The organism is Streptomyces sp. FH025 (genome assembly GCF_017427025.1).
In the GTDB taxonomy this organism is placed as follows: Bacteria; Actinomycetota; Actinomycetes; order Streptomycetales; family Streptomycetaceae; genus Kitasatospora.
On sequence record NZ_JAFLNG010000034.1, the window covers coordinates 1 to 24,406 of the forward strand.

19 protein-coding genes, 3 tRNA genes and 1 pseudogene are annotated in these 24,406 nt (G+C 69.8%); 21 read left to right on the forward strand and 2 right to left on the reverse strand.

Annotated elements, in window-relative coordinates; translation table 11 throughout:
• The first annotated feature begins 378 nt into the window (after positions 1–378).
• The 8 genes and pseudogenes from J0670_RS04455 to J0670_RS04490 all read left to right on the forward strand — a co-directional run.
• Positions 379–451 (forward strand) — tRNA-Thr (locus J0670_RS04455).
• Between the two features lie 43 nt (positions 452–494).
• Positions 495–567, forward strand: a tRNA-Met gene (locus tag J0670_RS04460).
• Between the two features lie 83 nt (positions 568–650).
• Positions 651–815, forward strand: coding sequence for a 50S ribosomal protein L33 (rpmG, locus tag J0670_RS04465; protein ID WP_006604855.1), 165 nt, complete (start codon positions 651–653; stop codon positions 813–815).
• A gap of 117 nt (positions 816–932) precedes the next feature.
• Positions 933–1,391, forward strand: coding sequence for a MaoC family dehydratase N-terminal domain-containing protein (locus J0670_RS04470; protein ID WP_207809800.1), 459 nt, complete (start codon positions 933–935; stop codon positions 1,389–1,391).
• Positions 1,392–1,396: 5 nt separating this feature from the next.
• Positions 1,397–1,819: a MaoC family dehydratase gene (locus J0670_RS04475; RefSeq protein WP_207809802.1), complete on the forward strand. Its 423-nt coding sequence runs from the start codon at positions 1,397–1,399 to the stop codon at positions 1,817–1,819.
• 101 nt (positions 1,820–1,920) lie between these two features.
• Entirely contained in the window at positions 1,921–2,493 is a 573-nt protein-coding gene (locus J0670_RS04480) for a TetR/AcrR family transcriptional regulator (protein WP_243436526.1), read from the forward strand.
• Positions 2,494–2,748: 255 nt separating this feature from the next.
• Positions 2,749–4,149, forward strand: a complete 1,401-nt coding sequence (locus J0670_RS04485; RefSeq protein WP_243436527.1) for an MFS transporter — start codon at positions 2,749–2,751, stop codon at positions 4,147–4,149.
• Positions 4,150–5,073 (forward strand): annotated as a pseudogene (locus J0670_RS04490) (UDP-N-acetylmuramate dehydrogenase); the annotation flags it as partial. It abuts the gene before it with no gap.
• Here the strand turns inward: J0670_RS04490 and J0670_RS04495 are convergent.
• Together J0670_RS04495 and J0670_RS04500 are read right to left on the reverse strand one after the other, a co-directional pair.
• Entirely contained in the window at positions 5,070–6,113 is a 1,044-nt protein-coding gene (locus J0670_RS04495) for an adenosine deaminase (protein ID WP_207809805.1), read from the reverse strand. The pseudogene J0670_RS04490 and the gene J0670_RS04495 overlap by 4 nt on opposite strands.
• 109 nt (positions 6,114–6,222) lie before the next feature.
• On the reverse strand, positions 6,223–7,470 hold the full coding sequence (locus tag J0670_RS04500) for a pyridoxal phosphate-dependent aminotransferase (RefSeq protein WP_207809806.1): 1,248 nt from the start codon (positions 7,468–7,470) through the stop codon (positions 6,223–6,225).
• Positions 7,471–7,755: 285 nt separating this feature from the next.
• Here J0670_RS04500 and J0670_RS04505 point away from each other — a divergent pair.
• The 13 genes from J0670_RS04505 (at position 7,756) to J0670_RS04565 (ending at position 24,356) form a co-directional block, all read left to right on the forward strand.
• Positions 7,756–7,828: transfer RNA gene (locus J0670_RS04505), tRNA-Trp, on the forward strand.
• 150 nt (positions 7,829–7,978) lie between these two features.
• The gene (gene secE, locus J0670_RS04510) at positions 7,979–8,305 is read left to right on the forward strand and encodes a preprotein translocase subunit SecE (protein ID WP_207809809.1); all 327 of its coding nucleotides are present in this window, start codon (positions 7,979–7,981) and stop codon (positions 8,303–8,305) included.
• A gap of 210 nt (positions 8,306–8,515) precedes the next feature.
• The gene (gene nusG, locus J0670_RS04515; protein WP_207809811.1) at positions 8,516–9,394 is read left to right on the forward strand and encodes a transcription termination/antitermination protein NusG; all 879 of its coding nucleotides are present in this window, start codon (positions 8,516–8,518) and stop codon (positions 9,392–9,394) included.
• Between the two features lie 164 nt (positions 9,395–9,558).
• The gene (gene rplK / locus J0670_RS04520) at positions 9,559–9,993 is read left to right on the forward strand and encodes a 50S ribosomal protein L11 (RefSeq protein ID WP_207809812.1); all 435 of its coding nucleotides are present in this window, start codon (positions 9,559–9,561) and stop codon (positions 9,991–9,993) included.
• 77 nt (positions 9,994–10,070) lie between these two features.
• Positions 10,071–10,793 (forward strand): 50S ribosomal protein L1, encoded by a 723-nt coding sequence (rplA, locus tag J0670_RS04525; RefSeq protein ID WP_207809814.1) that lies wholly within the window; start codon positions 10,071–10,073, stop codon positions 10,791–10,793.
• A 199-nt stretch (positions 10,794–10,992) separates the two neighbouring features.
• Positions 10,993–11,775 carry a hypothetical protein gene (locus tag J0670_RS04530; protein WP_207809817.1) on the forward strand — a complete coding sequence of 261 codons (783 nt, stop codon included), beginning with the start codon at positions 10,993–10,995 and terminating at the stop codon, positions 11,773–11,775.
• A gap of 107 nt (positions 11,776–11,882) precedes the next feature.
• On the forward strand, positions 11,883–12,704 hold the full coding sequence (locus J0670_RS04535; protein ID WP_207809818.1) for a hypothetical protein: 822 nt from the start codon (positions 11,883–11,885) through the stop codon (positions 12,702–12,704).
• A 118-nt stretch (positions 12,705–12,822) separates the two neighbouring features.
• Entirely contained in the window at positions 12,823–13,734 is a 912-nt protein-coding gene (locus tag J0670_RS04540) for a hypothetical protein (RefSeq protein WP_207809820.1), read from the forward strand.
• 193 nt (positions 13,735–13,927) lie between these two features.
• Positions 13,928–14,806 (forward strand): hypothetical protein, encoded by an 879-nt coding sequence (locus J0670_RS04545; protein ID WP_207809821.1) that lies wholly within the window; start codon positions 13,928–13,930, stop codon positions 14,804–14,806.
• Positions 14,807–15,177: 371 nt separating this feature from the next.
• On the forward strand, positions 15,178–15,741 hold the full coding sequence (gene rplJ / locus J0670_RS04550) for a 50S ribosomal protein L10 (RefSeq protein ID WP_207809823.1): 564 nt from the start codon (positions 15,178–15,180) through the stop codon (positions 15,739–15,741).
• A gap of 91 nt (positions 15,742–15,832) precedes the next feature.
• Positions 15,833–16,219 carry a 50S ribosomal protein L7/L12 gene (gene rplL, locus J0670_RS04555; RefSeq protein ID WP_207809825.1) on the forward strand — a complete coding sequence of 129 codons (387 nt, stop codon included), beginning with the start codon at positions 15,833–15,835 and terminating at the stop codon, positions 16,217–16,219.
• 664 nt (positions 16,220–16,883) lie between these two features.
• Positions 16,884–20,363 carry a DNA-directed RNA polymerase subunit beta gene (rpoB, locus tag J0670_RS04560; protein WP_207809827.1) on the forward strand — a complete coding sequence of 1,160 codons (3,480 nt, stop codon included), beginning with the start codon at positions 16,884–16,886 and terminating at the stop codon, positions 20,361–20,363.
• A gap of 99 nt (positions 20,364–20,462) precedes the next feature.
• Complete coding sequence (locus J0670_RS04565; RefSeq protein ID WP_207809829.1) at positions 20,463–24,356, forward strand: DNA-directed RNA polymerase subunit beta'; 3,894 nt, start codon at positions 20,463–20,465, stop codon at positions 24,354–24,356.
• Positions 24,357–24,406: the final 50 nt, after the last annotated feature.

Below are 24,406 nucleotides of genomic sequence, written 5' to 3' on the forward strand. Positions count from 1 at the left end.
CCGGTGAGCAGCAGGACCGGGCCGTGCCCGAGCGGGTTGGCCGCCGGGCCGGGCCCGGGGTACGGCCCGTCGGCGGCTGCGCTGTCCATCGTCGGCTCCTTCTCGCGCCGGCCCGCGGGGTGGCGCGTGGCGGCCCGTGGGGATCGATCCCCGGGGGGATCGGCAGGTCTTCCGATCAATGAGCGACGAGCCTATGGGGCACGGCGGCGGGGCGACGGGAGGCGGGCAATAGTCGTATCGGGTCGGGGCGCGGGCCCGGCGGGGCACTCGAACGCCCTGCCGCGGATCGACCGTCCGCACACCTCGCCGACCTGCGGTCTTCGCCTCCGGATACGGATTTCACCTCTGGGCGCGGAACGTGTAATCTCTTCCTCGTTCGCCCCTATAGCTCAGTCGGTAGAGCGTCTCCATGGTAAGGAGAAGGTCTGCGGTTCGATTCCGCATGGGGGCTCTGGTGAGAAGCAGTCAGCTCCGGCTGTACTGCGGATCACTGTGGCGGTGTAGCTCAGTTGGTAGAGCAAGCGGCTCATAATCGCTGTGTCACCGGTTCAAGTCCGGTCACCGCTACCCCGCGTAGTCGGTCGGGAGATCGCACTCCCGGTCGGCTACTCTTGTTGTGTTCTTATTCGTTGTCCAAGGAAGGCACTCCCGTGGCTGCCACCGACGTCCGCCCGAAGATCACGCTGGCCTGCGTGGAGTGCAAGGAGCGGAACTACATCACCAAGAAGAACCGGCGTAACGACCCGGACCGTCTTGAGATGAAGAAGCACTGCCCCCGCTGCAACTCGCACACCGCGCACCGCGAGACCCGCTGACCCTGTCGTAGGGCACCGGGCCTGTGTGAATTCAGGTCTTCGACTCCGGGCCGCATCCCTCAACAGGGGTGCGGTCCGGAGTCGTTTTCGTATCCACCCGTGTTTCGAGGAGCTGCCATGGCGCTCGACCCGTCCTTCATCGGGCGTAGCTACCCGCCCACCGAGCCGTACGAGGTCGGCCGGGAGAAGATCCGCGAGTTCGCGATCGCGATCGGGGACGCCAACCCCGCGTACACCGACCCGGAGGCGGCGAAGGCACTGGGCCACCGGGACGTGATCGCCCCGCCGACCTTCCCCTTCGTGATCGCCTACCGCGCCTCCGGCCAGGTGGTCGAGGACCCGGAGCTGGGCCTGGACTACAACCGGGTGGTGCACGGCGACCAGAAGTTCACCTACAGCCGCCCGGTGCAGGCCGGCGACCGGCTGACCGTCGCGGTCACCATCGACAACATCAAGTCGCTGGCGGGCAACGAGGTGCTCACCGTGCGTGGCGAGGTGGTGGACGAGACCGGCGAGCACGTGGTGACGTCGGTCATGACGCTGGTGGCCCGGGCCGCCGACGAGGCGGGGGAGTGAGCGGCATGGCGATCAACTACGACGAGGTCGAGGTCGGCACCGAGCTGCCGGCGCAGTCCTTCCCGGTGACCCGCGCCACACTGGTGCGGTACGCGGGCGCCTCCGGCGACTTCAACCCGATCCACTGGAACGAGAAGTTCGCGCTGGAGGTCGGCCTGCCGGACGTCATCGCGCACGGCATGTTCACCATGGCCGAGGCGATCCGGGTGGTCACCGACTGGGTCGGCGACCCGGCCGCGGTGGTCGACTACGGCGTGCGCTTCACCCGCCCGGTGCCGGTGCCCAACGACGGGGTCGGCGCGGTGATCGAGGTCTCCGCCAAGGTGGTCAAGAAGCTGGACGACCGCAAGGTGCAGGTCGACCTGCTGGCCACCACGGGCGGGCAGAAGGTGCTCGGCCGCTCCCAGGCGATCGTCCGGCTCGGCTGAGCCGCAAGGCCTGACGCCGGCCGCGTCGGGGCCCGTGCGGCGGGTTCCGGGCGCGGCCGCGCCCCTTGCATAGATAGTGATTGGCCACTAACTTGCCGGGTATGGCGAAGTCGAGCATGCGGATGAGCGCGGAGGAGCGGCGCGAGAGCGTCATCCGGGCCGCGATGATCGAGTTCGCCAGGAGCGGCTACAGGGGCACCTCCACCGAGACGATCGCCCGCCGGGTGGGCGTTTCGCAGCCGTACCTGTTCCGGCTCTTCCCCGGCAAGCAGGCGATCTTCAAGGCCGCCGCCGAGCGCTGCATCGAGGAGACCTGGCGGGTCTTCGACGAGTCCTCGGCCGGGCTGACCGGCGAGGCGGCCGCCGAGGCGATGTCGCGGGCGTACATGGGCCTGGTCGAGGACCGCGAGCAGCTGATGATGCAGATGCAGCTCTACGTCGCGGTCTTCGCGAGCGAGGCGGCGGAGGCGGACGAGATCGGCCGGGCCGCCCGGGCCGGCTGGCTCGACCTGTTCGACCGAGTGCGGATCCGGCTGGGCGGCAGCGCGGAGGACGCGACCGCCTTCATGGCCTACGGAATGCTGATCAACACGCTGGTGGCGCTGGGGTTCCCCCAGGACCACCGGATCTGGGACGGCTTCGGGCCGGAGACCGACGAGGCGCCGGCCGACTAGCGGTCGTACGGCGGTGCCGTGCGGCCGTTTTCTCGGCCCGCAGAAGTTATTGATCGATAACTACCTAGAGGGGAGCTGGGAGGCGTCATGCCGGAGAACGACGTCCTGTCGAAGAGCGGGGAGAACCCGGAGCGGCCGGAGAACCCGGAGCGGAGGGGGAACCAGGAGCGGACGGAGCGGCCGGAGGCGGCTCAGGCGCCCGGCCTCGGCCGGGTCGGCGTCTGGACCCTGGTGATCACCAGCATCGCGGGCTTCATGGCGAGCCTGGACAACCTGGTCGTCACCACCGCCCTGCCGTCCATCCGCGAGGACCTCGGCGGCGGGCTGTCCGACCTGGAGTGGACGGTCAGCGCCTACACCCTGGCCTTCGCCGTGCTGCTGATGTTCGGCGCGGCGCTCGGCGACCGCTTCGGCCGCCGCAGGATCTTCCTGCTCGGGCTCACCCTCTTCACCGCCGGCTCCGCCGCGGCCGCGCTCTCGCCGGGCATCGGCGCCCTGATCGCCGCCCGCGCCGTCCAGGGCGCCGGGGCCGCGGTGTCGATGCCGCTCACCCTCACCCTGCTGACCACCGCCATACCGGCGGCCAAGCGCGGGCTGGCCTTCGGCATCTGGTCCGGCGTCAACGGCCTGGCCGTCGCCACCGGGCCGCTGGTCGGCGGCGCCCTGACCGAGCACTTCTCCTGGCAGTGGATCTTCTGGGTGAACGTCCCGGTCGGCGCCGTCCTGGTGCCACTGGCCGCCCTGCGGCTGCGCGAGAGCCGGGGCGCCGGCCCGTCCCTGGACGCGGTCGGCACGCTGCTGGTGAGCCTCGGCCTGTTCGGCGTGGTGCTCGGCCTGATCCGCGGCAACCCGGACGGCTGGGCCAGCCCGCTGGTGCTGGCCTCGCTGGCCGGCGGTGTCGCGCTGCTGATCGCCTTCGTGCTGTACGAGCAGCGCTGGGCCGAGCACCCGATGCTGCCGATGCGGCTGTTCCGCAACCGGGCGTTCTCCGCGGTCAACGGCTCCGGCCTGCTGATGTTCCTCGGGATGTTCGGCTCGATCTTCCTGATCAGCCAGCACCTCCAGACCGCGGGCGGCTACACCCCGCAGGAGGCCGGCATCCGGATGCTCCCGTGGACCGGCATGCCGCTGATCGTCGCGCCGATCGCGGGCATGCTGGCCGACCGCTTCGGCGGCCGCCCGGTCGTGGTCACCGGGCTGGTGCTGCAGGGCCTCGGCCTGGCGCTCTACGCGGTGATCACCGGCGGGCACCCGCACTACGAGTACGGCCCGGTGGTGCCCGCGGTGGTGCTCTGCGGCATCGGCATGTCGCTGTACTTCGCGCCGACCGCCGCCCTGGTGATGGACAGCGTCCGGCCACAGGAGCAGGGCATCGCCTCCGGCGCCAACAACGCGCTGCGCGAGGTCGGCGGCGCGCTCGGCGTGGCGGTGCTGTCGGCGGTGTTCTCGGAGCAGGGCGGCTACGACTCGGAGCAGTCCTTCGTCGACGGGCTGGTGCCCGCGCTGTACGTCGGCGCCGGAGTGGTCCTGGTGGCGGCGCTGTGCGCGCTGCTGCTGCCGCGCCGGGCGAAGGCACCCGCCGGCACCGCCGGACCGGCGGACGGCGAGGGCGCCGGGGACGCCGGGCAGCCGGTGATCGAGCCGGTCAAGGCCTGAGAGTCCCCCGGGGAGCCGCTGCTGGTCCTCGGCGGCGGCTCGAACCTGGTGATCGGCGACGCCGGCTTCCCCGGCACCGTGCTGCGGATCGCCACCACGGGCTTCGCCCTGGACGGCACCGTGCTGGAGCTGGCGGCCGGCGAGGTGTGGTCGGAGGCGGTCGCCCGCGCGGTGCGCGAGCACGGCCTGGCCGGGATCGAGTTCCTGGCCGGCATCCCCGGCTCGGCGGGCGCCACCCCGGTGCAGAACGTCGGCGCGTACGGCCAGGAGGTCGCCCAGACGATCACCGAGGTGGTCGCGTACGACCGCACGGCCGGCGAGGTGGTCACACTGTCGAACGCCGAGTGCGCGTTCTCCTACCGGCACAGCCGCTTCAAGGCCGAGTCGGACCGCTACGTGGTGCTGCGGGTGCGGTTCGCCCTGGCGGACCACGCGGGGCTCTCCACCCCGGTCCGGTACGCCGAGGTGGCCAGGCACTTCGGTGTCGAGCAGGACGCCCGGGTGCCGCTGGAGCGGGCGTACGAGGCGGTGCTGGGGCTGCGCGCCGGCAAGGGCATGGTGCTGGACCCGGCGGACCACGACACCTGGTCGGCCGGCTCCTTCTTCACCAACCCGGTGCTGACGGCCGCGCAGTACGAGTCCTTCCGCACCCGCCCGGGCACCGAGAACGCCCCCGCCTACCCGGCCCCGGAGGGCTGCACCAAGACCTCGGCGGCCTGGCTGATCGACCGGGCGGGCTTCGGCAAGGGCTACGGCAGCGGCCCGGCGACGCTCTCCACCAAGCACACCCTGGCGCTCACCAACCGCGGCTCGGCCACCGCCGAGGACCTGCTGGCGCTGGCCCGGGAGATCCGGGACGGGGTCCGCGAGGCCTTCGGGGTGGAGCTGGTGAACGAGCCGGTGATGGTCGGGGTCAAGCTCTAGACCGCTGCGGGGGCGTCCACCAGCCAGGCGTCGATGTCCGCCAGCAGTTCCTTGCGGACGCCCTCCGGCGCGCACGAGCCGCGCACCGACTGCCGGGCCAGCTCGGCGAGTTCGGCGTCGCTGAAGCCCAGGACGTCGCGGGTCAGGTCGTACTGGGCGGCCAGTCGGCTGCCGAACAGCAGCGGGTCGTCCGCGCCCAGCGCCAGCGGCACCCCGGCGTCGAACAGCCGGCGCAGCGGCACCTCTTCGGGGTGTTCGTAGACGCCGAGCGAGACGTTGGAGGAGGGGCACACCTCGCAGGTGATCTGGCGGTCCGCCAGCCGCTCCATCAGCCGCCGGTCCTCGGCGGCCCGCACGCCGTGCCCGATGCGGCCGGCGCCCAGGTCGTCCAGGCAGTCCCGGACGGACTCCGGGCCGGCCAGCTCGCCGCCGTGCGGGGCGGCCAGCAGCCCGCCCTTGCGGGCGATCTCGAAGGCCCGGTCGAAGTCCCGGGCCAGGCCCCGGCGCTCGTCGTTGGACAGGCCGAAGCCGACCACGCCCCGGTCGGCGTACCGGACGGCCAGCCGGGCGAGGGTCCGGGCGTCCATCGGGGACTTCATCCGGTTCGCCGCGACCAGCACCCGGATGCCCACCCCGGTGGCCTCGGCGGCGTGGTCCACCGCGTCCAGGATCAGCTCGAGGGCGGGGATCAGCCCGCCGAGCCGGGGCGCGTAGGAGGTCGGGTCGACCTGGATCTCCAGCCAGCGGGAGCCGTCGCGCCGCTCGTCCTGCGCGGTCTCCAGGACCAGTCGCCGGATGTCGTCCTCGTCCCGGAGCACCGAGCGGGCGGTGTCGTACAGGCGCTGGAAGCGGAACCAGCCGCGTTCGTCGGTGGCACGCAGTCTGGGCGGCTCGCCGGAGCCGAGCGCCTCCGGCAGCCGGACGCCGTGCTTGTCGGCCAGCTCCAGCAGGGTGGCGGGCCGCATCGAGCCGGTGAAGTGCAGGTGCAGGTGGGCCTTCGGGAGGCCTCTGACGTCTCGCGGGTTCAACAGGCGTTCCATTCGCCGATACTGCCGTATGCGACCCCCAAACGGGAACCGCCCTCTTTCCATCCCCCGAAGGGGTGAAAGAGGGCGGTGTGGCGGGTGAAACCCCGGCGTCGGTTCGACGTCAGTCGCGGGCCTCGCCGAGCAGCTTCTGGACCCGGCTGACGCCCTCGACCAGGTCGGCGTCGCCGAGCGCGTAGGAGAGCCGCAGGTAGCCGGGGGTGCCGAAGGCCTCGCCCGGGACGACCGCGACCTCGGCCTCGTCCAGGATCAGGGCGGCCAGCTCGCCGGAGGTCTGCGGGCGCTTGCCGCGGATCTCCTTGCCCAGCAGGCCCTTGACGGACGGGTACGCGTAGAACGCGCCCTCGGGCTCGGGGCAGATGACGCCCTCGATCTCGTTCAGCATCCGGACGATGGTCTTGCGGCGGCGGTCGAAGGCCGCGCGCATCTCGGCGACCGCGTCCAGGTCGCCCGCGACGGCGGCCAGCGCGGCCCGCTGGGCGACGTTGGAGACGTTCGAGGTGGCGTGCGACTGGAGGTTGGTCGCGGCCTTGATCACGTCCTTGGGGCCGATCACCCAGCCCACCCGCCAGCCGGTCATCGCGTAGGTCTTGGCGACCCCGTTGACCACGACGCACTTGTCGGCCAGCTCGGGCAGCAGGGCCGGCAGCGAGGTGAAGGTGGCGTCGCCGTAGACCAGGTGCTCGTAGATCTCGTCGGTGAGCACCCACAGGCCGTGCTCCAGCGCCCAGCGGCCGATCGCCTCGGCCTCGGCCTCGGTGTACACCGCGCCGGTCGGGTTGGACGGCGAGACGAACAGCACCACCTTGGTGTTCTCGGTGCGGGCGGCCTCCAGCTGCTCGACCGAGACCTTGTAGCCGGTGGTCTCGTCGGACACGACCTCGACCGGGACACCGCCGGCCAGCTGGACCGACTCCGGGTAGGTGGTCCAGTACGGGGCCGGGATGATGACCTCGTCGCCCGGGTCCAGGATCGCGGCGAAGGCCTCGTAGATGGCCTGCTTGCCGCCGTTGGTGACCAGCACCTGGGAGGCGTCCACCTCGTAGCCGGAGTCGCGCAGCGTCTTGGCGGCGATCGCGGACTTCAGCTCGGGAAGGCCACCCGCCGGGGTGTAGCGGTGGTTCTTCGGGTCGCGGCAGGCCTCGACGGCCGCCTCGACGATGTAGTCCGGCGTGGGGAAGTCGGGCTCGCCGGCACCGAAGCCGATCACCGGCCGGCCGGCCGCCTTGAGGGCCTTGGCCTTGGCGTCCACGGCGAGGGTCGCGGACTCGGCGATCGCGCCGATCCGGGCGGAGACCCGGCGGTCGGCGGGGCGGATGGAACGGTCGGGCTGCGGGGTGGAAGCGCTCATGCCTGCATCGTCGCAGAACCGGGACGGACCGGGCATGGCGGTTCCAGCATCCGTACGGCCCCGTCCGCATGGCGGCCCCCGCCGATCCGCCGGTGGGCGCCGCGCCCGGCCGTAGATCCGTCGGGCGGGGAGAGGTCCCGGAAGAAGAGGTTCGACCAAACACCCCTCGACCACGTACACTCGCTGCTCGACGGCCCGCCGAAAAAGACCGGAGCTTTCACCGCCTGTACAGACAGCGGGGGGAGATGCGGTAGGTTGGTCGCCACCGGAGCCGCGAGGTTCCGTAGGGCAATAGCTCAATTGGTAGAGCACCGGTCTCCAAAACCGGCGGTTGGGGGTTCGAGTCCCTCTTGCCCTGCTGCTCGATCCGTTTCCAGCCCGTTCGCTCCACAGAGCGAGCGGGCTTGACGCGGAGAGGGCACCGATCAGCACCGCTTAAGCCGACCGCTCGTGCCTGTTCCGGGTACGCAGGTGATGTTCGGCCGGACCCGGATTCAGGTGAGGACGAGTGACGGAGACCACGGGCTCCACCGCAACGCCTGAGAGCGGCAACCCCGAGGGGGCCGAGGGCGCTGCCGAGACCACGTCCGTCGAGGGCGAGAAGAAGTCCGGCAAGCAGAAGAAGTCCGGCAAGCGGGCCAAGAAGGGCCTGTTCGCACGGATGGGCCTGTTCTACCGCCAGATCATCGCCGAGCTGCGCAAGGTCGTCTGGCCCACCAAGGGCGAGCTCACCAACTACACGGCCGTCGTGGTCACCTTCGTCGTGGTCATGATGGGCATCGTCGCCGGCCTGGACTACGGCTTCTCCAAGCTGAGCCTCTTCGTCTTCGGCTGACCCGGCCGCCAGACCTCCGAGACACCTCCCGACCCGGGCCGAATTCCTCGGCCCGGGTCGAGCTGTCGGCGGCGGACGTACGCGCGCGTACCGTGGACTCGGTACTGTTGAAGTCTCCGAGACCTCTCCTGGCGCCCGCGTGAGCGGCCGCGCGCCGGTCCGGTTTCGGAGCGCGCCACCTTCACCATCTCCAGGAAAGAAGCAGCCACCGTGTCTGAGTCCCCCCTGTACGACGCCGACGAGACCGTCCGCGAGGCGGATGTCGCCGCCGAGCTGGACGCGGCCGAGCTGGCTGACGAAGCCGAGTCCGCCGAGCAGATCGTGGACGCCGCGGACAGCGACGAGGACGAGGTCGAGGCGTACGACGAGGCCGAGGCCGGCGAGCCCGCCGAGGAGGCCGCGCTGCACGTGGAGAGCGACGAGGAGCTCGCCGCCGAGGAGGCCGTCGTCGAGGACGCCGCCGAGGTCGAGGCCGAGGCCGAGGTCGACCCGGTCGCCAAGTTCCGCGAGGACCTGCGCTTCATGCCGGGCGAGTGGTACGTGATCCACACCTACGCCGGCTACGAGAACCGGGTGAAGCAGAACCTGGAGCAGCGTGCCGTCTCGCTGAACGTCGAGGAGTACATCTTCCAGGCCGAGGTGCCGCAGGAGGAGGTCGTCCAGATCAAGAACGGCGACCGCAAGACCATCCGCCAGAACAAGCTCCCCGGCTACGTCCTGGTGCGCATGGACCTCACCCCGGAGTCCTGGGGCGTCGTGCGCAACACCCCGGGTGTCACCGGCTTCGTCGGCAACGCCTACGACCCGTACCCGCTGACCCTGGACGAGGTCGTCAAGATGCTCGCCCCCGACGTCGAGCGCCAGGCCGCCAAGGAGGCCGGCAAGGCCTCGCCGGTCCGCCCGGTCGAGGTCCAGGTGCTGGACTTCGAGGTCGGCGACTCGGTCACCGTCACCGACGGCCCGTTCGCGACCCTCCAGGCGACCATCAACGAGATCAACCCCGACTCGAAGAAGGTCAAGGGCCTGGTCGAGATCTTCGGCCGGGAGACCCCGGTCGAGCTCTCCTTCGACCAGATCCAGAAGAACTAGTCATACGGTCTTCGGATTCGGGGCGGGGCTGAGGCCCCGCCCCGAATCCGTTTTGGTCCAGCGGCGCGAACGCGTTAGCCTGGTCCGATGTGTGTGCTGGCGACCGGGTGTCGCCCCGGTTCGGCACGCACCAGCAATCACCTCTCGGAAGGACCCGGAGAGACATGCCTCCCAAGAAGAAGAAGGTCACGGGGCTTATCAAGCTCCAGATCAACGCCGGCGCGGCCAACCCGGCGCCGCCGGTCGGCCCCGCGCTGGGTCAGCACGGCGTCAACATCATGGAGTTCTGCAAGGCCTACAACGCTGCGACCGAGTCGCAGCGCGGCATGATCGTGCCGGTGGAGATCACGGTCTACGAGGACCGTTCCTTCACCTTCATCACGAAGACGCCGCCGGCCGCGCGCCTCATCCTGAAGGCCGCCGGTATCGACAAGGGCTCCAGCGAGCCGCACAAGACCAAGGTCGCCAAGCTCACCAGCGCCCAGGTCCGCGAGATCGCCACGACCAAGATGCCCGACCTGAACGCCAACGACCTGGACGCCGCGGAGAAGATCATCGCCGGCACCGCCCGGTCGATGGGCATCACCGTCGAGGGCTGAGAAGCCCTTCTCGTCCCTGTGGTAGGGCCCGCGCAGGCCCGTGACACCACGACTCCCATCACCATTCAGGAGCAGCTATGAAGCGCAGCAAGGCCCTGAAGGCCGCGGACGCCCAGGTCGACCGCGAGCGCCTTTACGCCCCCCTCGAGGCCGTCCGCCTCGCCAAGGCGACCAGCACCACCAAGTTCGACGGCACCGTTGAGGTCGCCATGCGTCTGGGCGTCGACCCGCGCAAGGCCGACCAGATGGTCCGCAGCACCGTGATCCTCCCGCACGGCACCGGTAAGACCGCTCGGGTCCTGGTCTTCGCGACCGGCGAGCGTGCCGAGGCCGCGCGTGCTGCGGGCGCCGACATCGTCGGTGCCGACGAGCTGATCGACGAGGTCGCGAAGGGCAAGCTGGACTTCGACGCCGTCGTCGCCACCCCGGACCTCATGGGCAAGGTCGGCCGCCTGGGCCGCGTGCTCGGTCCCCGTGGTCTGATGCCGAACCCGAAGACCGGCACCGTGACCCCGGACGTCGCCAAGGCTGTCAACGACATCAAGGGCGGCAAGATCGAGTTCCGCGTCGACAAGCACTCGAACCTGCACTTCATCATCGGTAAGGCCTCCTTCACCGACGAGCAGCTGGTCGAGAACTACGCCGCCGCGCTGGACGAGGTGCTCCGCGCCAAGCCGTCCGCCGCCAAGGGCCGCTACATCAAGAAGACCGCGTTCTCGACCACCATGGGCCCCGGCATCCAGGTGGACCCGAACCGCACCCGCAACCTCCTCGTCGAGGAGGACCCGGCCGCGGTCTGAGCCTGAGCGCTCAAGAGCAGTCCGTACGACGGGCCCGTACCCCCTTCCGGGGGTGCGGGCCCGTCGTCGTTCTCCACCGGGACGGGTGCGGGGAAACGGTTGCCGGATCGGGACACGGGCGGATGGGAACGGTTGCCCGAGTCGTCGTACGCTCTGCCGGTCAGACCATGTGAAGAACACGTGACCGCCGGAGTGTGCCGTGCCGCCCGCCCTTCGCCCCGCCTCCCTCGCGGCGGCCCTGCTGCTGCTCGGCGCCACCACCGGGTGCAGCGTGCTGGCCGCCCCGGGCGCCCGCGTCCCGGGCGAGCCGGCGCCGGTCCCGCCCAAGCAGGTGGTGCTCACGGCGGCCCAGGCGCTGGACGACGCCGGCGGCGCCCGGGTCGAGGTGCTGCGGGAGGGCCCGGACGGGCGGCGCACCGCGAGCGGCACACTGGCCTGGGGCGACCGGGACGAGGCCGCGCTGACCGTCACCGACGAACTGGGCGCCGGGCGGCTGACCGTCCGGGACGGCGCGATCGACCTCGCCTACCAGGGCGGCGCGGCCAAGCACGCCGACCGCGGCACCGCCGAGTCGCTGGACCCGAAGGCCGGCACCGACCCCGCCGGCTACGCGGGCGGCTGGACGACCACGCTGGTGACCAACCCGGGCGGCCGCGCGTACGCGATCGCCCGGACCGGACGGCTCGGCTCGCTCGGCGGCGAGCAGCTGGCCGGAACGACCGTCGCGCACTACCGGGGTTCCGCGCCGGTGGCCGACTACTTCGGCGCGGACGGGGAGTTGACCCCGCAACGGCTCGCCGCGGTGGTCGACTGGTACCGGCAGCGCGGGGTGGCGGAGGTCGGCTACGACCTCTGGATCGGGCCCGGCCAGAGACTGTTGAGGCTGCGTGAGACGGTCCGGGGGAGCGCCGGGACCACGGTGACCACGACGGATGTGTCGGACCCCGGGCCCGGGGACGCGGCACCGGCCGCGGGCGGGTGAGGCCGGGTGGATATCCCGTCCCGGAGCGTTCCGGCGATCCGTTAGAGTCCGCGTGAGAAGAAGCTGAAAAGTCTGCTCTTCCGACGAGAATTCACGGGGGTACCTTCATGCGCGCTGTGCGCCTCGCCTCGACCGTAGTGACCGCCGCCGTCCTACTGGGCGGCGTCACCGCCTGCGGCAGCAAGGGGGGCGACGGCGCCAAGGGCGGCGACTCGGCCGCCGGCGCGCTGACCGGCGACCCGAAGGCCGCGCTGGCCGCCTCGGCGGTGGTGATGCAGAAGGCCGGCAACGGCAAGATCGACATGGCCTCCCCGGGCGGCTCCGACCACACCAGTGGCAAGGGCACCGCCGACTGGAAGGACCCGGGCAAGCCGTCCGCCGACCTCACCGCCCAGGTGGAGGACAACAAGCAGCTCCGCATCCGGGTGATCGGGGCCGACGGCTACGTCGGCTCCGACGACGTGGCGGCGCTGGGAGGCAAGCACTGGATCAAGCTGCCCGCCGGGAACGACCTGGGCGACAGCATGCTGGCCGTGGGTCAGATGCTGAACCCGGTGGTCCAGCTCACCGTGGCCGCCCAGAGCGGCAAGCTCAGCAAGGTCGGCGAGGAGACCGTGGACGGCGTCAAGACCACCCACCTGCGGGCGGTCGAGGACACCTCCGTCCTGGTGGGCGCGATGACCGGCCTCTCGGCCGACCAGCGCAAGGCCGTCCAGAAGACGCTGGAGGACGACGGCACCTCGCTGACCGTCGACTTCTGGCTGAACGGCAAGCAGGAGCTCGTCCAGTACAAGGAGTACGGCGACAAGAACGGCGAGAAGGAAGCCGTCACGATCAAGTACTCGGACCTCGGCAAGGCCGACAAGATCGAGGCGCCCGCCGCCGGTGACCTCGGCTCCGAGGCCGACCTCCTCAAGCTGCTCAGCTGATCCGGCCGACGCGCACCCGCTCGCACCGAACTTCGTACCTCACTTCGCACCGCACTTCGCACCGACCGGCTACCTCCCCGGGCCCGAACGGAGCCCGGGGATCCTCAAGGGGGGAATCATGGCTGGAACCCGCAAGACCGCTGTCGCCGTCGTCCTCGCCGCCCTGGCGCTGACCGCGACCGCCTGCAACGACACCAAGGACGACGGCAAGAACGCCGCGCCGGCCGCACCGACCACGGCCGCGTCGTCGGCCGCCGCCGCGCCGGCCAAGGTCAGCCCGGCGGTCTTCCTGGAGCAGGTCACCCAGAAGACCAGCGCCGCCAAGTCGGCGAAGGTCACCGAGACGATCACGATGGGCGAGATCGCCATGAAGGGCGACGGCGTGATCTCCTGGGCCGACGGCCTCAAGGGCGAACTCACGATGGACCTGTCCGGCTCGCCGCTGGGCAAGGTCATGTCGCCCCTCACCGGCAGCCAGTCCGCGCCGTACCGCTTCACCAAGGACGGGATGTACCTGCGGATGGGCGGCCAGATGGTCGACGCCGTGGGCGGCAAGCACTGGGTGCACTACAGCCAGGCCGACCAGGCCAAGGCCTCCGGCGGGGCGTCCGACCAGCTCAAGAGCGCGGACCCGGTCGAGGGCGTGCGGGCGCTGATCGCCACCAACAAGGTGACCGAGGTCGGCCAGGAGACGGTGGCCGGCAAGGCCACCACCCACTACACCGGTGTGCTCAACGCCGACGAGATCGCCGCCGCGTCCGGCAAGGGCCTGACCCAGGCCCAGCTCGACCAGATGAAGGAGAAGCTGACCACCGCAGGCCTCTCCCAGGAGACGATCGACGTCTGGGTGGACGCCGACCAGCTGGTCGTCCAGCGGACCGAGGCGGGCGACACCAAGGCCGGTGCCTTCAAGGCCAGCGTCCTCTACTCGGACTACGGCGTCGCGGTCACCACGGCCTCGCCGGTGGCGTCCGACACCATCGAGGCGGCCGACCTGATGAAGCTCGCCAAGCAGAACAGCACGAGCTGACCCCGGGCCCGTACGGGGGAGCGGGCGGGGCCGTCGGGCCCCGCCCGCTCCGCCTCCGGTGCCCCCGGTTCGCCCGACCCGGTGGACGCGCCCGGCGTGGCGGGGCCCGACCAGGGGGCCGCCGCCGACCGCCCCGGGCCCGGGTGGCAAGGTGGCCGGAACGAGGACCGGGCGAGTGGAGAGGGAGCGGGGGATGGCGGGACGGCAGCGGGTGGCGGCGCTGGCCGCCATCGCCGTACTGGCGAGCGGGCTGACCGCCTGCGGTGGCGGCGAGGGAACGCCCGCCACGCCGTCCGGCAGCCCGAGCGCGAGCAGCGCCCCGCCGACCAGCGCCACCCCGACCGGGCCGGCCAAGCCCACCGACCGCTCCCCGCACGGGGTGCTGCTCTCCGCCCAGCTGGCCATGCAGACCGCCCGCCGGGCCAAGGTCAGCTACCGGCTGGGCACGGACGCCGGCTCCGGCCCGATCTTCTGGGCCCCCAAGACGGCGATCCAGATCAAGCGCTCCACCCCCGCCGACGCCGAGCAGCTGATCGTCGTGGACACCGTCGGCTACCAGGGCGGCGACGCGGCGACGGCGGCCCGCAACGGCGGCAAGCACTGGGAGCGCTTCTCCGTCCCGCCCGACCAGGAGGGGCACAAGGAGGTGCCGTACGCGGGCCTGATCGACCTGCTGAACCCGGTCGAGGCACTGGCCGCGGCCACCGCCGACGGGGTGGACGCCACCTTCGTCGGGGAGGAGAAGTACGAGGACTCGACCGTCGAGCACTACCGGGTGACCACCACGGCCGAGAAGTACGCGGCCGCCCAGACCCAGCTGAGCCAGTCCCGCCGGGACGGCCTGCGGGCCGCGCTGGCCCCCGGAGGCTCGCTCTCGCTCACCGTGGACCTCTGGCTCAACGACAAGGACCAGCTGGTCCGGCTCCAGCGCACCGGCAGCGGGGACAGCGGCGGGACGGACGACTCGGTGCTCTACTCCGACGTCGCCGGCCCGCTGCTCTCGGCCCAGGCGCCTGCCGAGACGGACACCGTGGACACCGGTGTCCGGACGGTCTCCCCGCTGGCCCGCTGAGCCCCAGCGACCCGCCCGGCCCGGGCGGCCCGGGGGCGAACAGGGGCGATTTGCCCCGGACGGCGGAGTCCGGCTACTGTTGCGGAAGCCAAAGACCGCTGGTTGTCATCGTGCGCCCGCAAGGGAGCCGGTGGCCGAAGGATCTGCGCTTCGTCGCAGGCAGCCCGCGCAGGTGTGTCTGGAGCTTCGACTTCCGGGTCCGCGTCCGCGCGGAAGCCGTCGAGGTCGTTCGAGCCCCGTGCGCCCTGCGCACCGGGGCTCATTGCGTTTTCGCAGGAGCTTTCCTTCCGTCCGGCCGGTCCGCGGCGCGAATTGGTCGACTTCTTACGCGGTCGGCCCGACTTCGACATCACGGAAGGAGGCGTACGCCTATGGCCAGGCCCGACAAGGCTGCTGCCGTCGCTGAGATCACGGACAAGTTCCGTGGCTCCTCCGCGGCGCTGCTGACCGAGTACCGCGGTCTCTCGGTGAAGCAGGTCAAGACCCTGCGTCGCTCGCTCGGCGACAACGCTGAGTACGCCGTGGTGAAGAACACGCTGACCAAGATCGCGGCCAATGAGGTCGGGATCACGGAGCTGGACGACCTGTTCACTGGTCCGACGGCTGTCGCCTTCGTCACCGGTGACCCGGTGGAGTCGGCGAAGGCTCTGCGTGACTTCGCCAAGGAGAACCCTGCTCTCATCATCAAGGGCGGTGTCCTTGACGGTAAGGCGCTGTCCGCCGATGAGATCAAGAAGCTCGCGGACCTCGAGTCCCGCGAGGTGCTGCTCGCCAAGCTGGCGGGTGCCCTGAAGGCCAAGCAGTCCCAGGCTGCCGCGCTCTTCCAGGCCCTGCCGTCGAAGCTCGTCCGCACCGTGGACGCGCTGCGCGACAAGGTCGAGCAGGGCGGTGCCGGTACGCCGGCTCCCGCCGCCGAGGACGCGGCCGCCGAGTAATTCGGCAGGCTCACGCCTCGCTGCGGGCCCGTACGCCCGCCCCACCCGTACATCCGGCACCAACCTGCCGATTTAGTGGAAGGACGCCATCATGGCGAAGCTGTCCCAGGACGAGCTGCTCGCGCAGTTCGAGGAGCTCACCCTCATCGAGCTGGCCGCCTTCGTGAAGGCCTTCGAGGAGAAGTTCGACGTCACCGCCGCCGCCCCGGCCGCCGCCGTCGTCGTTGCCGGTGCCGCCGGTGGCGCCGCTGAGGCCGCTGAGGAGCAGGACGAGTTCGACGTCATCCTCGAGGCCGCTGGCGACAAGAAGATCCAGGTCATCAAGGAGGTGCGCACCCTGACCTCCCTCGGCCTGAAGGAGGCCAAGGACCTCGTTGACACCGCTGGTGCCAAGGTCCTGGAGAAGGTTGCCAAGGACGTTGCCGAGAAGGCCAAGGCCGCCCTCGAGGGTGCCGGCGCCAAGGTCACCGTCAAGTGACTTCACGCCCCCTCTGAGGGGGCCTGAGGCCGGGCCGATCACCCTTGCGGGTGGTCGGCCCGGCCTTTTCGCGTACCCGGGCCCCGGCCGAGAACCACCGGTGTGGCCGATCACGCACTCGGCACTGTCGGTGCCGAGGAGTAAGGTGATCACCGTCATCGACGGTGGCCCCCACCACGGCTTCTGTAACGCCGGAGGGCTCCCGGACGATGGAGGGATCGTGGGTCCGCACCGCAGGCGGGCCCTTGACGAACCCGGCGCGGCGCGCGATTCTCGAGGCGCGAGTCCGCCCGGTTGGTTTGCGGCTGGATGCATAACCAGCGGCTCCGGCGGGAAATGACTCCACGTGAGTTAGAGCAGTACCCGGTGGGCCCCGTGCCCGCCGGCTACCGGGAGGAGTCTCCGATTCGGTTTCCGAATCAGAGCTGGACAGCAGTGTCGCCTTTGGCTACACTGTCCCTTTGCGCTGCCTGTTAGCTGCTCCGTGACTCGTCGCCCGGAGTTTGCGTTGCCCTGATGGGGTCTGGCATCGCCTCCGCAAAGCGGCTCTGACCTCGGGTTTCGACCCCGGCAGAGGCCAGTGGCGAGGGAGGCGGGACCAAGCCCAAGCAGGCCCGGCTGGTACGCGCGTAGTGAGCTCCGAGCCCTCGGAAGGACCCCCCTCTTGGCCGCGCCGCGCAACGCCTCGAACAATTCCGCCGCATCCACCGCCCCGCTCCGCGTCTCGTTCGCGAAGATCAAGGAGCCCCTTGAGGTCCCGAACCTCCTGGCCCTGCAGACCGAGAGCTTTGACTGGCTGCTCGGCAACGCGGCCTGGAAGTCCCGGGTCGAGGAGGCGCTGGAGTCCGGTCAGGACGTCCCCACCAAGTCCGGTCTGGAGGAGATCTTCGAGGAGATCTCCCCGATCGAGGACTTCAGTGGGTCGATGTCGCTGACCTTCCGCGACCACCGTTTCGAGCCGCCGAAGAACTCCATTGACGAGTGCAAGGACCGCGACTTCACGTACGCGGCTCCGCTCTTCGTCACGGCCGAGTTCACCAACAACGAGACCGGTGAGATCAAGTCTCAGACGGTCTTCATGGGCGACTTCCCGCTCATGACCCACAAGGGCACGTTCGTGATCAACGGCACCGAGCGTGTCGTCGTGTCGCAGCTGGTCCGCTCCCCGGGTGTGTACTTCGACTCCACCCTGGACAAGGTGTCCGACAAGGACATCTACTCCTGCAAGGTCATCCCCTCGCGTGGTGCCTGGCTGGAGATGGAGATCGACAAGCGCGACATGGTCGGCGTCCGCATCGACCGCAAGCGCAAGCAGTCCGTCACCGTGCTGCTGAAGGCTCTTGGCTGGACCAACGAGATGATTCTCGAGGAGTTCGGCGAGTACGAGTCGATGCGCAACACCCTGGAGAAGGACCACACCCAGGGCCAGGACGACGCGCTGCTGGACATCTACCGCAAGCTGCGTCCGGGCGAGCCGCCGACGCGCGAGGCCGCGCAGACGCTGCTGGAGAACCTGTACTTCAACCCGAAGCGCTACGACCTCGCGAAGGTCGGCCGCTACAAGCTCAACCGCAAGCTGGGCAACGCCGAGTCGCTGGACTCCGGCGTGCTCACCGAGCCCGACATCATCGGTGCGATCAAGTACCTGGTGAAGCTGCACGCCGGTGAGACCGAGTGGCGTGACGAGACCGGCCGCGACATCGTGGTCGAGGTCGACGACATCGACCACTTCGGCAACCGCCGCCTGCGCAACGTCGGCGAGCTCATCCAGAACCAGGTCCGTACGGGTCTCGCCCGCATGGAGCGCGTCGTGCGCGAGCGCATGACCACCCAGGACGTCGAGGCGATCACGCCGCAGACCCTGATCAACATCCGGCCGGTCGTCGCCTCCATCAAGGAGTTCTTCGGCACCAGCCAGCTGTCGCAGTTCATGGACCAGACGAACCCGCTGTCGGGCCTGACCCACAAGCGTCGTCTGTCCGCGCTCGGCCCCGGTGGTCTGTCCCGTGAGCGGGCCGGCTTCGAGGTCCGAGACGTGCACCCCTCGCACTACGGCCGCATGTGTCCGATCGAGACCCCTGAAGGCCCGAACATCGGTCTGATCGGGTCGCTGGCCTCGTACGGCCGGGTCAACGCCTTCGGCTTCATCGAGACCCCGTACCGCAAGGTCGACGAGACCGGCCTCGTGACGGACCAGGTGGACTACCTGACCGCCGACGAGGAGGACCGCTACGTCATCGCCCAGGCGAACGCTCCGCTGACCGCGGACAACCACTTCGCCGAGCCGCGCGTCCTGGTCCGCCGCCGTGGCGGCGAGATCGACTACGTGCCGGGCTCCGAGGTCGACTACATGGACGTCTCGCCGCGCCAGATGGTGTCGGTCGCGACCGCCATGATCCCCTTCCTCGAGCACGACGACGCCAACCGCGCGCTCATGGGCTCGAACATGATGCGCCAGGCGGTGCCGCTGCTGAAGAGCGAGGCCCCGCTGGTCGGTACCGGCATGGAGTACCGCTGCGCCGTCGACGCCGCCGACGTGATCACCGCCGAGAAGGCCGGTGTGGTCCAGGAGGTCTCGGCCGACTACGTCACCGTGGCCAACGACGACGGCACGTACACCACGTACCGCGCCGCCAAGTTCACCCGCTCCAACCAGGGCACCTCCTTCAACCAGAAGGTGCTCGTGGACGAGGGCGCCCGGGTCGAGGTCAACCAGGTGCTGGCCGACGGCCCCTGCACCGACGAGGGCGAGATGGCCCTCGGCAAGAACCTGCTCGTGGCGTTCATGTCGTGGGAGGGCCACAACTACGAGGACGCGATCATCCTGTCGCAGCGCCTCGTGCAGGACGACGTCCTCTCCTCGATCCACATCGAGGAGCACGAGGTCGACGCCCGTGACACCAAGCTCGGCCCCGAGGAGATCACCCGGGACATCCCGAACGTCTCCGAGGAGGTCCTCGCCGACCTCGACGAGCGCGGCATCATCCGGATCGGCGCCGACGTCGTCACCGGTGACATCCTCGTCGGCAAGGTCACCCCGAAGGGTGAGACCGAGCTGACCCCCGAGGAGCGCCTGCTCCGCGCGATCTTCGGTGAGAAGGCCCGTGAGGTCCGCGACACCTCGCTGAAGGTTCCGCACGGTGAGTCCGGCAAGGTCATCGGCGTGCGCGTCTTCGACCGCGAGGAGGGCGACGAGCTCCCCCCGGGCGTGAACCAGCTGGTCCGCGTCTACGTCGCCCAGAAGCGCAAGATCACCAACGGTGACAAGCTCGCCGGCCGCCACGGCAACAAGGGTGTCATCTCCAAGATCCTCCCGGTCGAGGACATGCCCTTCCTCGAGGACGGCACCCCGGTCGACATCATCCTCAACCCGCTGGGTGTCCCGTCCCGAATGAACCCGGGACAGGTCCTGGAGATCCACCTCGGGTGGCTCGCCAAGCAGGGCTGGGACGTCTCCGGCCTCGCCGACGAGTGGGCCCAGCGCCTGCAGGCGATCGGCGCCGACCAGGTCACGGGTGGCACCAACCTCGCCACCCCGGTCTTCGACGGCGCCCGCGAGGACGAGATCACCGGTCTGCTGGACAACACCACCCTCACCCGTGACGGTGAGCGCCTGGTGAACTCCACCGGCAAGGCCCGGCTGTTCGACGGCCGCTCCGGCGAGCCGTTCCCGATGCCGATCTCGGTCGGCTACATGTACATCCTCAAGCTGCACCACCTGGTCGACGACAAGCTGCACGCCCGTTCGACCGGTCCGTACTCGATGATCACCCAGCAGCCGCTCGGTGGTAAGGCGCAGTTCGGTGGTCAGCGCTTCGGTGAGATGGAGGTGTGGGCCCTCGAGGCGTACGGCGCTGCGTACGCGCTGCAGGAGCTGCTCACCATCAAGTCCGACGACGTCCTCGGCCGCGTGAAGGTCTACGAGGCCATCGTCAAGGGCGAGAACATCCCCGAGCCCGGCATTCCCGAGTCCTTCAAGGTTCTCATCAAGGAAATGCAGTCGCTCTGCCTCAACGTGGAGGTGCTGTCCTCGGACGGCCAGTCCATCGAGATGCGGGACTCCGACGAGGACGTGTTCCGCGCCGCCGAGGAGCTCGGCATCGACCTGTCCCGGCGCGAGCCGAGCAGCGTCGAAGAGGTCTGACGGAGGCCGGGCCGGCTGCCCCGCGCAGCCGGCCCCGCCCCCAGGCCCCCCTCAGACCACAGACAAACTCTCGAATCACGAAAGAGGGCTTGACGACCAGTGCTTGACGTCAACTTCTTCGACGAGCTCCGCATCGGCCTGGCCACCGCCGACGACATCCGCCAGTGGTCGCACGGCGAGGTCAAGAAGCCGGAGACCATCAACTACCGCACCCTGAAGCCCGAAAAGGACGGCCTCTTCTGCGAGAAGATCTTCGGCCCCACCCGGGACTGGGAGTGCTACTGCGGTAAGTACAAGCGCGTCCGCTTCAAGGGCATCATCTGCGAGCGCTGCGGCGTCGAGGTGACCCGCGCCAAGGTGCGTCGTGAGCGGATGGGCCACATCGAGCTGGCCGCCCCGGTCACCCACATCTGGTACTTCAAGGGTGTGCCGTCCCGCCTCGGCTACCTGCTCGACCTGGCGCCGAAGGACCTCGAGAAGGTCATCTACTTCGCCGCCTACATGATCACCTGGGTCGACGACGAGCGCCGCCAGCGCGACCTGCCGTCCCTGGAGGCGCACGTCTCGGTCGAGCGCCAGCAGATCGAGAACCGCCGTGACGCCGACCTCGAGGGTCGCGCCAAGAAGGCCGAGACCGACCTGGCCGAGCTGGAGGCCGAGGGCGCCAAGGCCGACGTGCGCCGCAAGGTGCGCGAGGGCGCCGAGCGCGAGATGAAGCAGCTGCGCGACCGCGCGCAGCGCGAGCTCGACCGCCTCGACGAGGTGTGGGCCCGCTTCAAGAACCTCAAGGTCCAGGACCTCGAGGGCGACGAGCTGCTCTACCGCGAGCTGCGCGACCGCTTCGGCACCTACTTCTCCGGCTCGATGGGCGCGGCGGCCCTCAAGGACCGCCTGGAGAACTTCGACCTGGCCGAAGAGGCCGAGCGCCTGCGCGAGATCATCCGCACCGGCAAGGGCCAGAAGAAGACCCGTGCGCTGAAGCGCCTCAAGGTCGTCTCCGCGTTCCTCCAGACCAGCAACAAGCCCAACGGCATGGTGCTGGACTGCGTCCCGGTCATCCCGCCGGACCTGCGTCCGATGGTGCAGCTGGACGGTGGCCGCTTCGCGACCTCCGACCTGAACGACCTGTACCGCCGCGTCATCAACCGCAACAACCGCCTGAAGCGCCTGCTCGACCTCGGTGCCCCCGAGATCATCGTGAACAACGAGAAGCGCATGCTCCAGGAGGCCGTCGACGCGCTGTTCGACAACGGCCGCCGCGGCCGTCCGGTCACCGGCCCGGGCAACCGCCCGCTGAAGTCCCTCAGCGACATGCTGAAGGGCAAGCAGGGTCGTTTCCGTCAGAACCTGCTCGGCAAGCGAGTCGACTACTCGGCCCGTTCGGTCATCGTCGTCGGCCCGCAGCTCAAGCTGCACCAGTGCGGTCTGCCGAAGGCCATGGCGCTGGAGCTCTTCAAGCCGTTCGTGATGAAGCGCCTGGTCGACCTGAACCACGCGCAGAACATCAAGTCGGCCAAGCGCATGGTCGAGCGTGCCCGTCCGGTCGTGTGGGACGTGCTCGAAGAGGTCATCGCCGAGCACCCCGTCCTGCTGAACCGTGCGCCCACCCTGCACCGACTCGGCATCCAGGCCTTCGAGCCGCAGCTGGTCGAGGGCAAGGCCATCCAGATCCACCCGCTCGTCTGCACCGCGTTCAACGCGGACTTCGACGGTGACCAGATGGCCGTCCACCTGCCGCTCTCCGCGGAGGCGCAGGCCGAGGCCCGCATCCTGATGCTGTCCTCGAACAACATCCTGAAGCCAGCCGACGGTCGCCCCGTCACCATGCCGACCCAGGACATGGTGCTCGGTCTGTTCTTCCTGACCTCGGACCGCGACAACGTGAAGGGCGCCGGCCGCACCTTCTCGTCGACCGCCGAGGCGATCATGGCCTTCGACGCCCGCGAGCTGGACGTCCAGGCCCCGATCGCGCTGCGCCTCGGCGCCGGCACCGTCCCGCCGCGCGGCTGGACCCCGCCGGTGGACGAGGACGGTCAGCCGACCTGGTACGAGGGCGAGCCCTTCCGCCTGGACACCACCCTGGGCCGCGCGCTCTTCAACGAGCTGCTGCCCGAGGACTACCCGTTCGTCGACTACGAGGTGGGCAAGAAGCAGCTCTCCGCGATCGTCAACGACCTGGCGGAGCGCTACCCCAAGGTCGTCGTCGCGGCGACCCTGGACAACCTGAAGTCGGCCGGCTTCCACTGGTCGACCCGTTCCGGTGTCACCGTCTCGATCTCGGACGTCATCGTCCCGCCGAGCAAGCCCCAGATCCTCGAGGGCTTCGAGGCGAAGGCGGAGAAGGTCCAGAAGCAGTACGAGCGCGGTCTGATCACCAACGACGAGCGCAAGCAGGAGCTCGTCGGCATCTGGACCCAGGCGACCAACGAGGTCGCGGACGCCATGGCCGCGAACTTCCCGAAGACGAACCCCATCTTCATGATGGTCGACTCGGGTGCTCGTGGAAACATGATGCAGATGCGCCAGATCGCCGGTATGCGTGGTCTGGTGTCGAACGCCAAGAACGAGACCATCCCGCGACCCATCAAGGCGTCGTTCCGTGAGGGTCTCACCGTGCTGGAGTACTTCATCTCCACCCACGGTGCCCGTAAGGGTCTGGCCGACACCGCCCTCCGTACCGCCGACTCCGGTTACCTCACCCGTCGTCTGGTCGACGTCTCCCAGGACGTCATCATTCGCGAGGAGGACTGCGGCACCGAGCGCGGCCTGAAGCTGTCGATCGGCTCCGTGGGCGCCGACGGCGTGCTGCGCAAGGCCGACGACGTCGAGACCAGCGTGTACGCCCGCATGCTCGCCGAGGACATCACCGTCGACGGCAAGCTGGTGGCCACCGCCAACACCGACCTCGGTGACGTGCTGATCGACGAGCTGATCCGCCACGGCATCGCCGAGGTCAAGGTCCGCTCGATCCTGACCTGTGAGTCGGCCGTCGGCACCTGTGCCTTCTGCTACGGCCGTTCGCTGGCCACCGGCAAGCTGGTCGATATCGGTGAGGCGGTCGGCATCATCGCCGCCCAGTCCATCGGTGAGCCCGGTACCCAGCTGACCATGCGTACCTTCCACACCGGTGGTGTGGCCGGTGACGACATCACCCAGGGTCTGCCGCGTGTCGTCGAGCTCTTCGAGGCCCGTACCCCCAAGGGTGTGGCCCCGATCTCGGAGGCCACCGGCCGGGCGCGGATCGAGGACACCGAGAAGACCCGCAAGATCGTCATCACGCCGGACGACGGTACCGACGAGATCGCGTACCCCGTCTCCAAGCGTGTGAAGCTGCTCGTCAGCGAGGGCGAGGCGGTCGAGGTCGGCCAGAAGCTGACCATGGGTGCCACCAACCCGCACGACGTCCTGCGCATCATGGGCCAGCGTGCCGTCCAGGTCCACCTGGTCGCCGAGGTCCAGAAGGTCTACAACTCGCAGGGTGTGTCGATCCACGACAAGCACATCGAGATCATCATCCGGCAGATGCTCCGCCGCGTGACGATCATCGAGTCGGGCGACGCCGAGCTGCTCCCGGGCGAGCTCGTCGAGCGCGGCCGCTTCGAGACCGAGAACCGTCGTGTGGTCGCCGAGGGCGGTCACCCCGCCTCCGGTCGTCCGCAGCTGATGGGTATCACCAAGGCCTCGCTGGCCACCGAGTCCTGGCTGTCGGCCGCCTCCTTCCAGGAGACGACCCGGGTCCTCACCGACGCGGCGATCCACGCCAAGTCGGACCCGCTGCTGGGCCTCAAGGAGAACGTCATCCTCGGTAAGCTCATCCCGGCCGGTACGGGCCTGCCCCGCTACCGCAACATCCGGGTCGAGCCGACCGAGGAGGCCAAGGCCGCGATGTACTCGGCCGTCGGCTACGACGACTACGACCTGTCGCCCTTCGGCGCCGGCTCCGGCCAGGCGGTTCCGCTGGACGACTACGACTACGGCCCGTACACCGGCTGAGTCACCTCTTCGGCCGGCGACGGCCGCTGATCGCCAGGGCGGTCACCCCT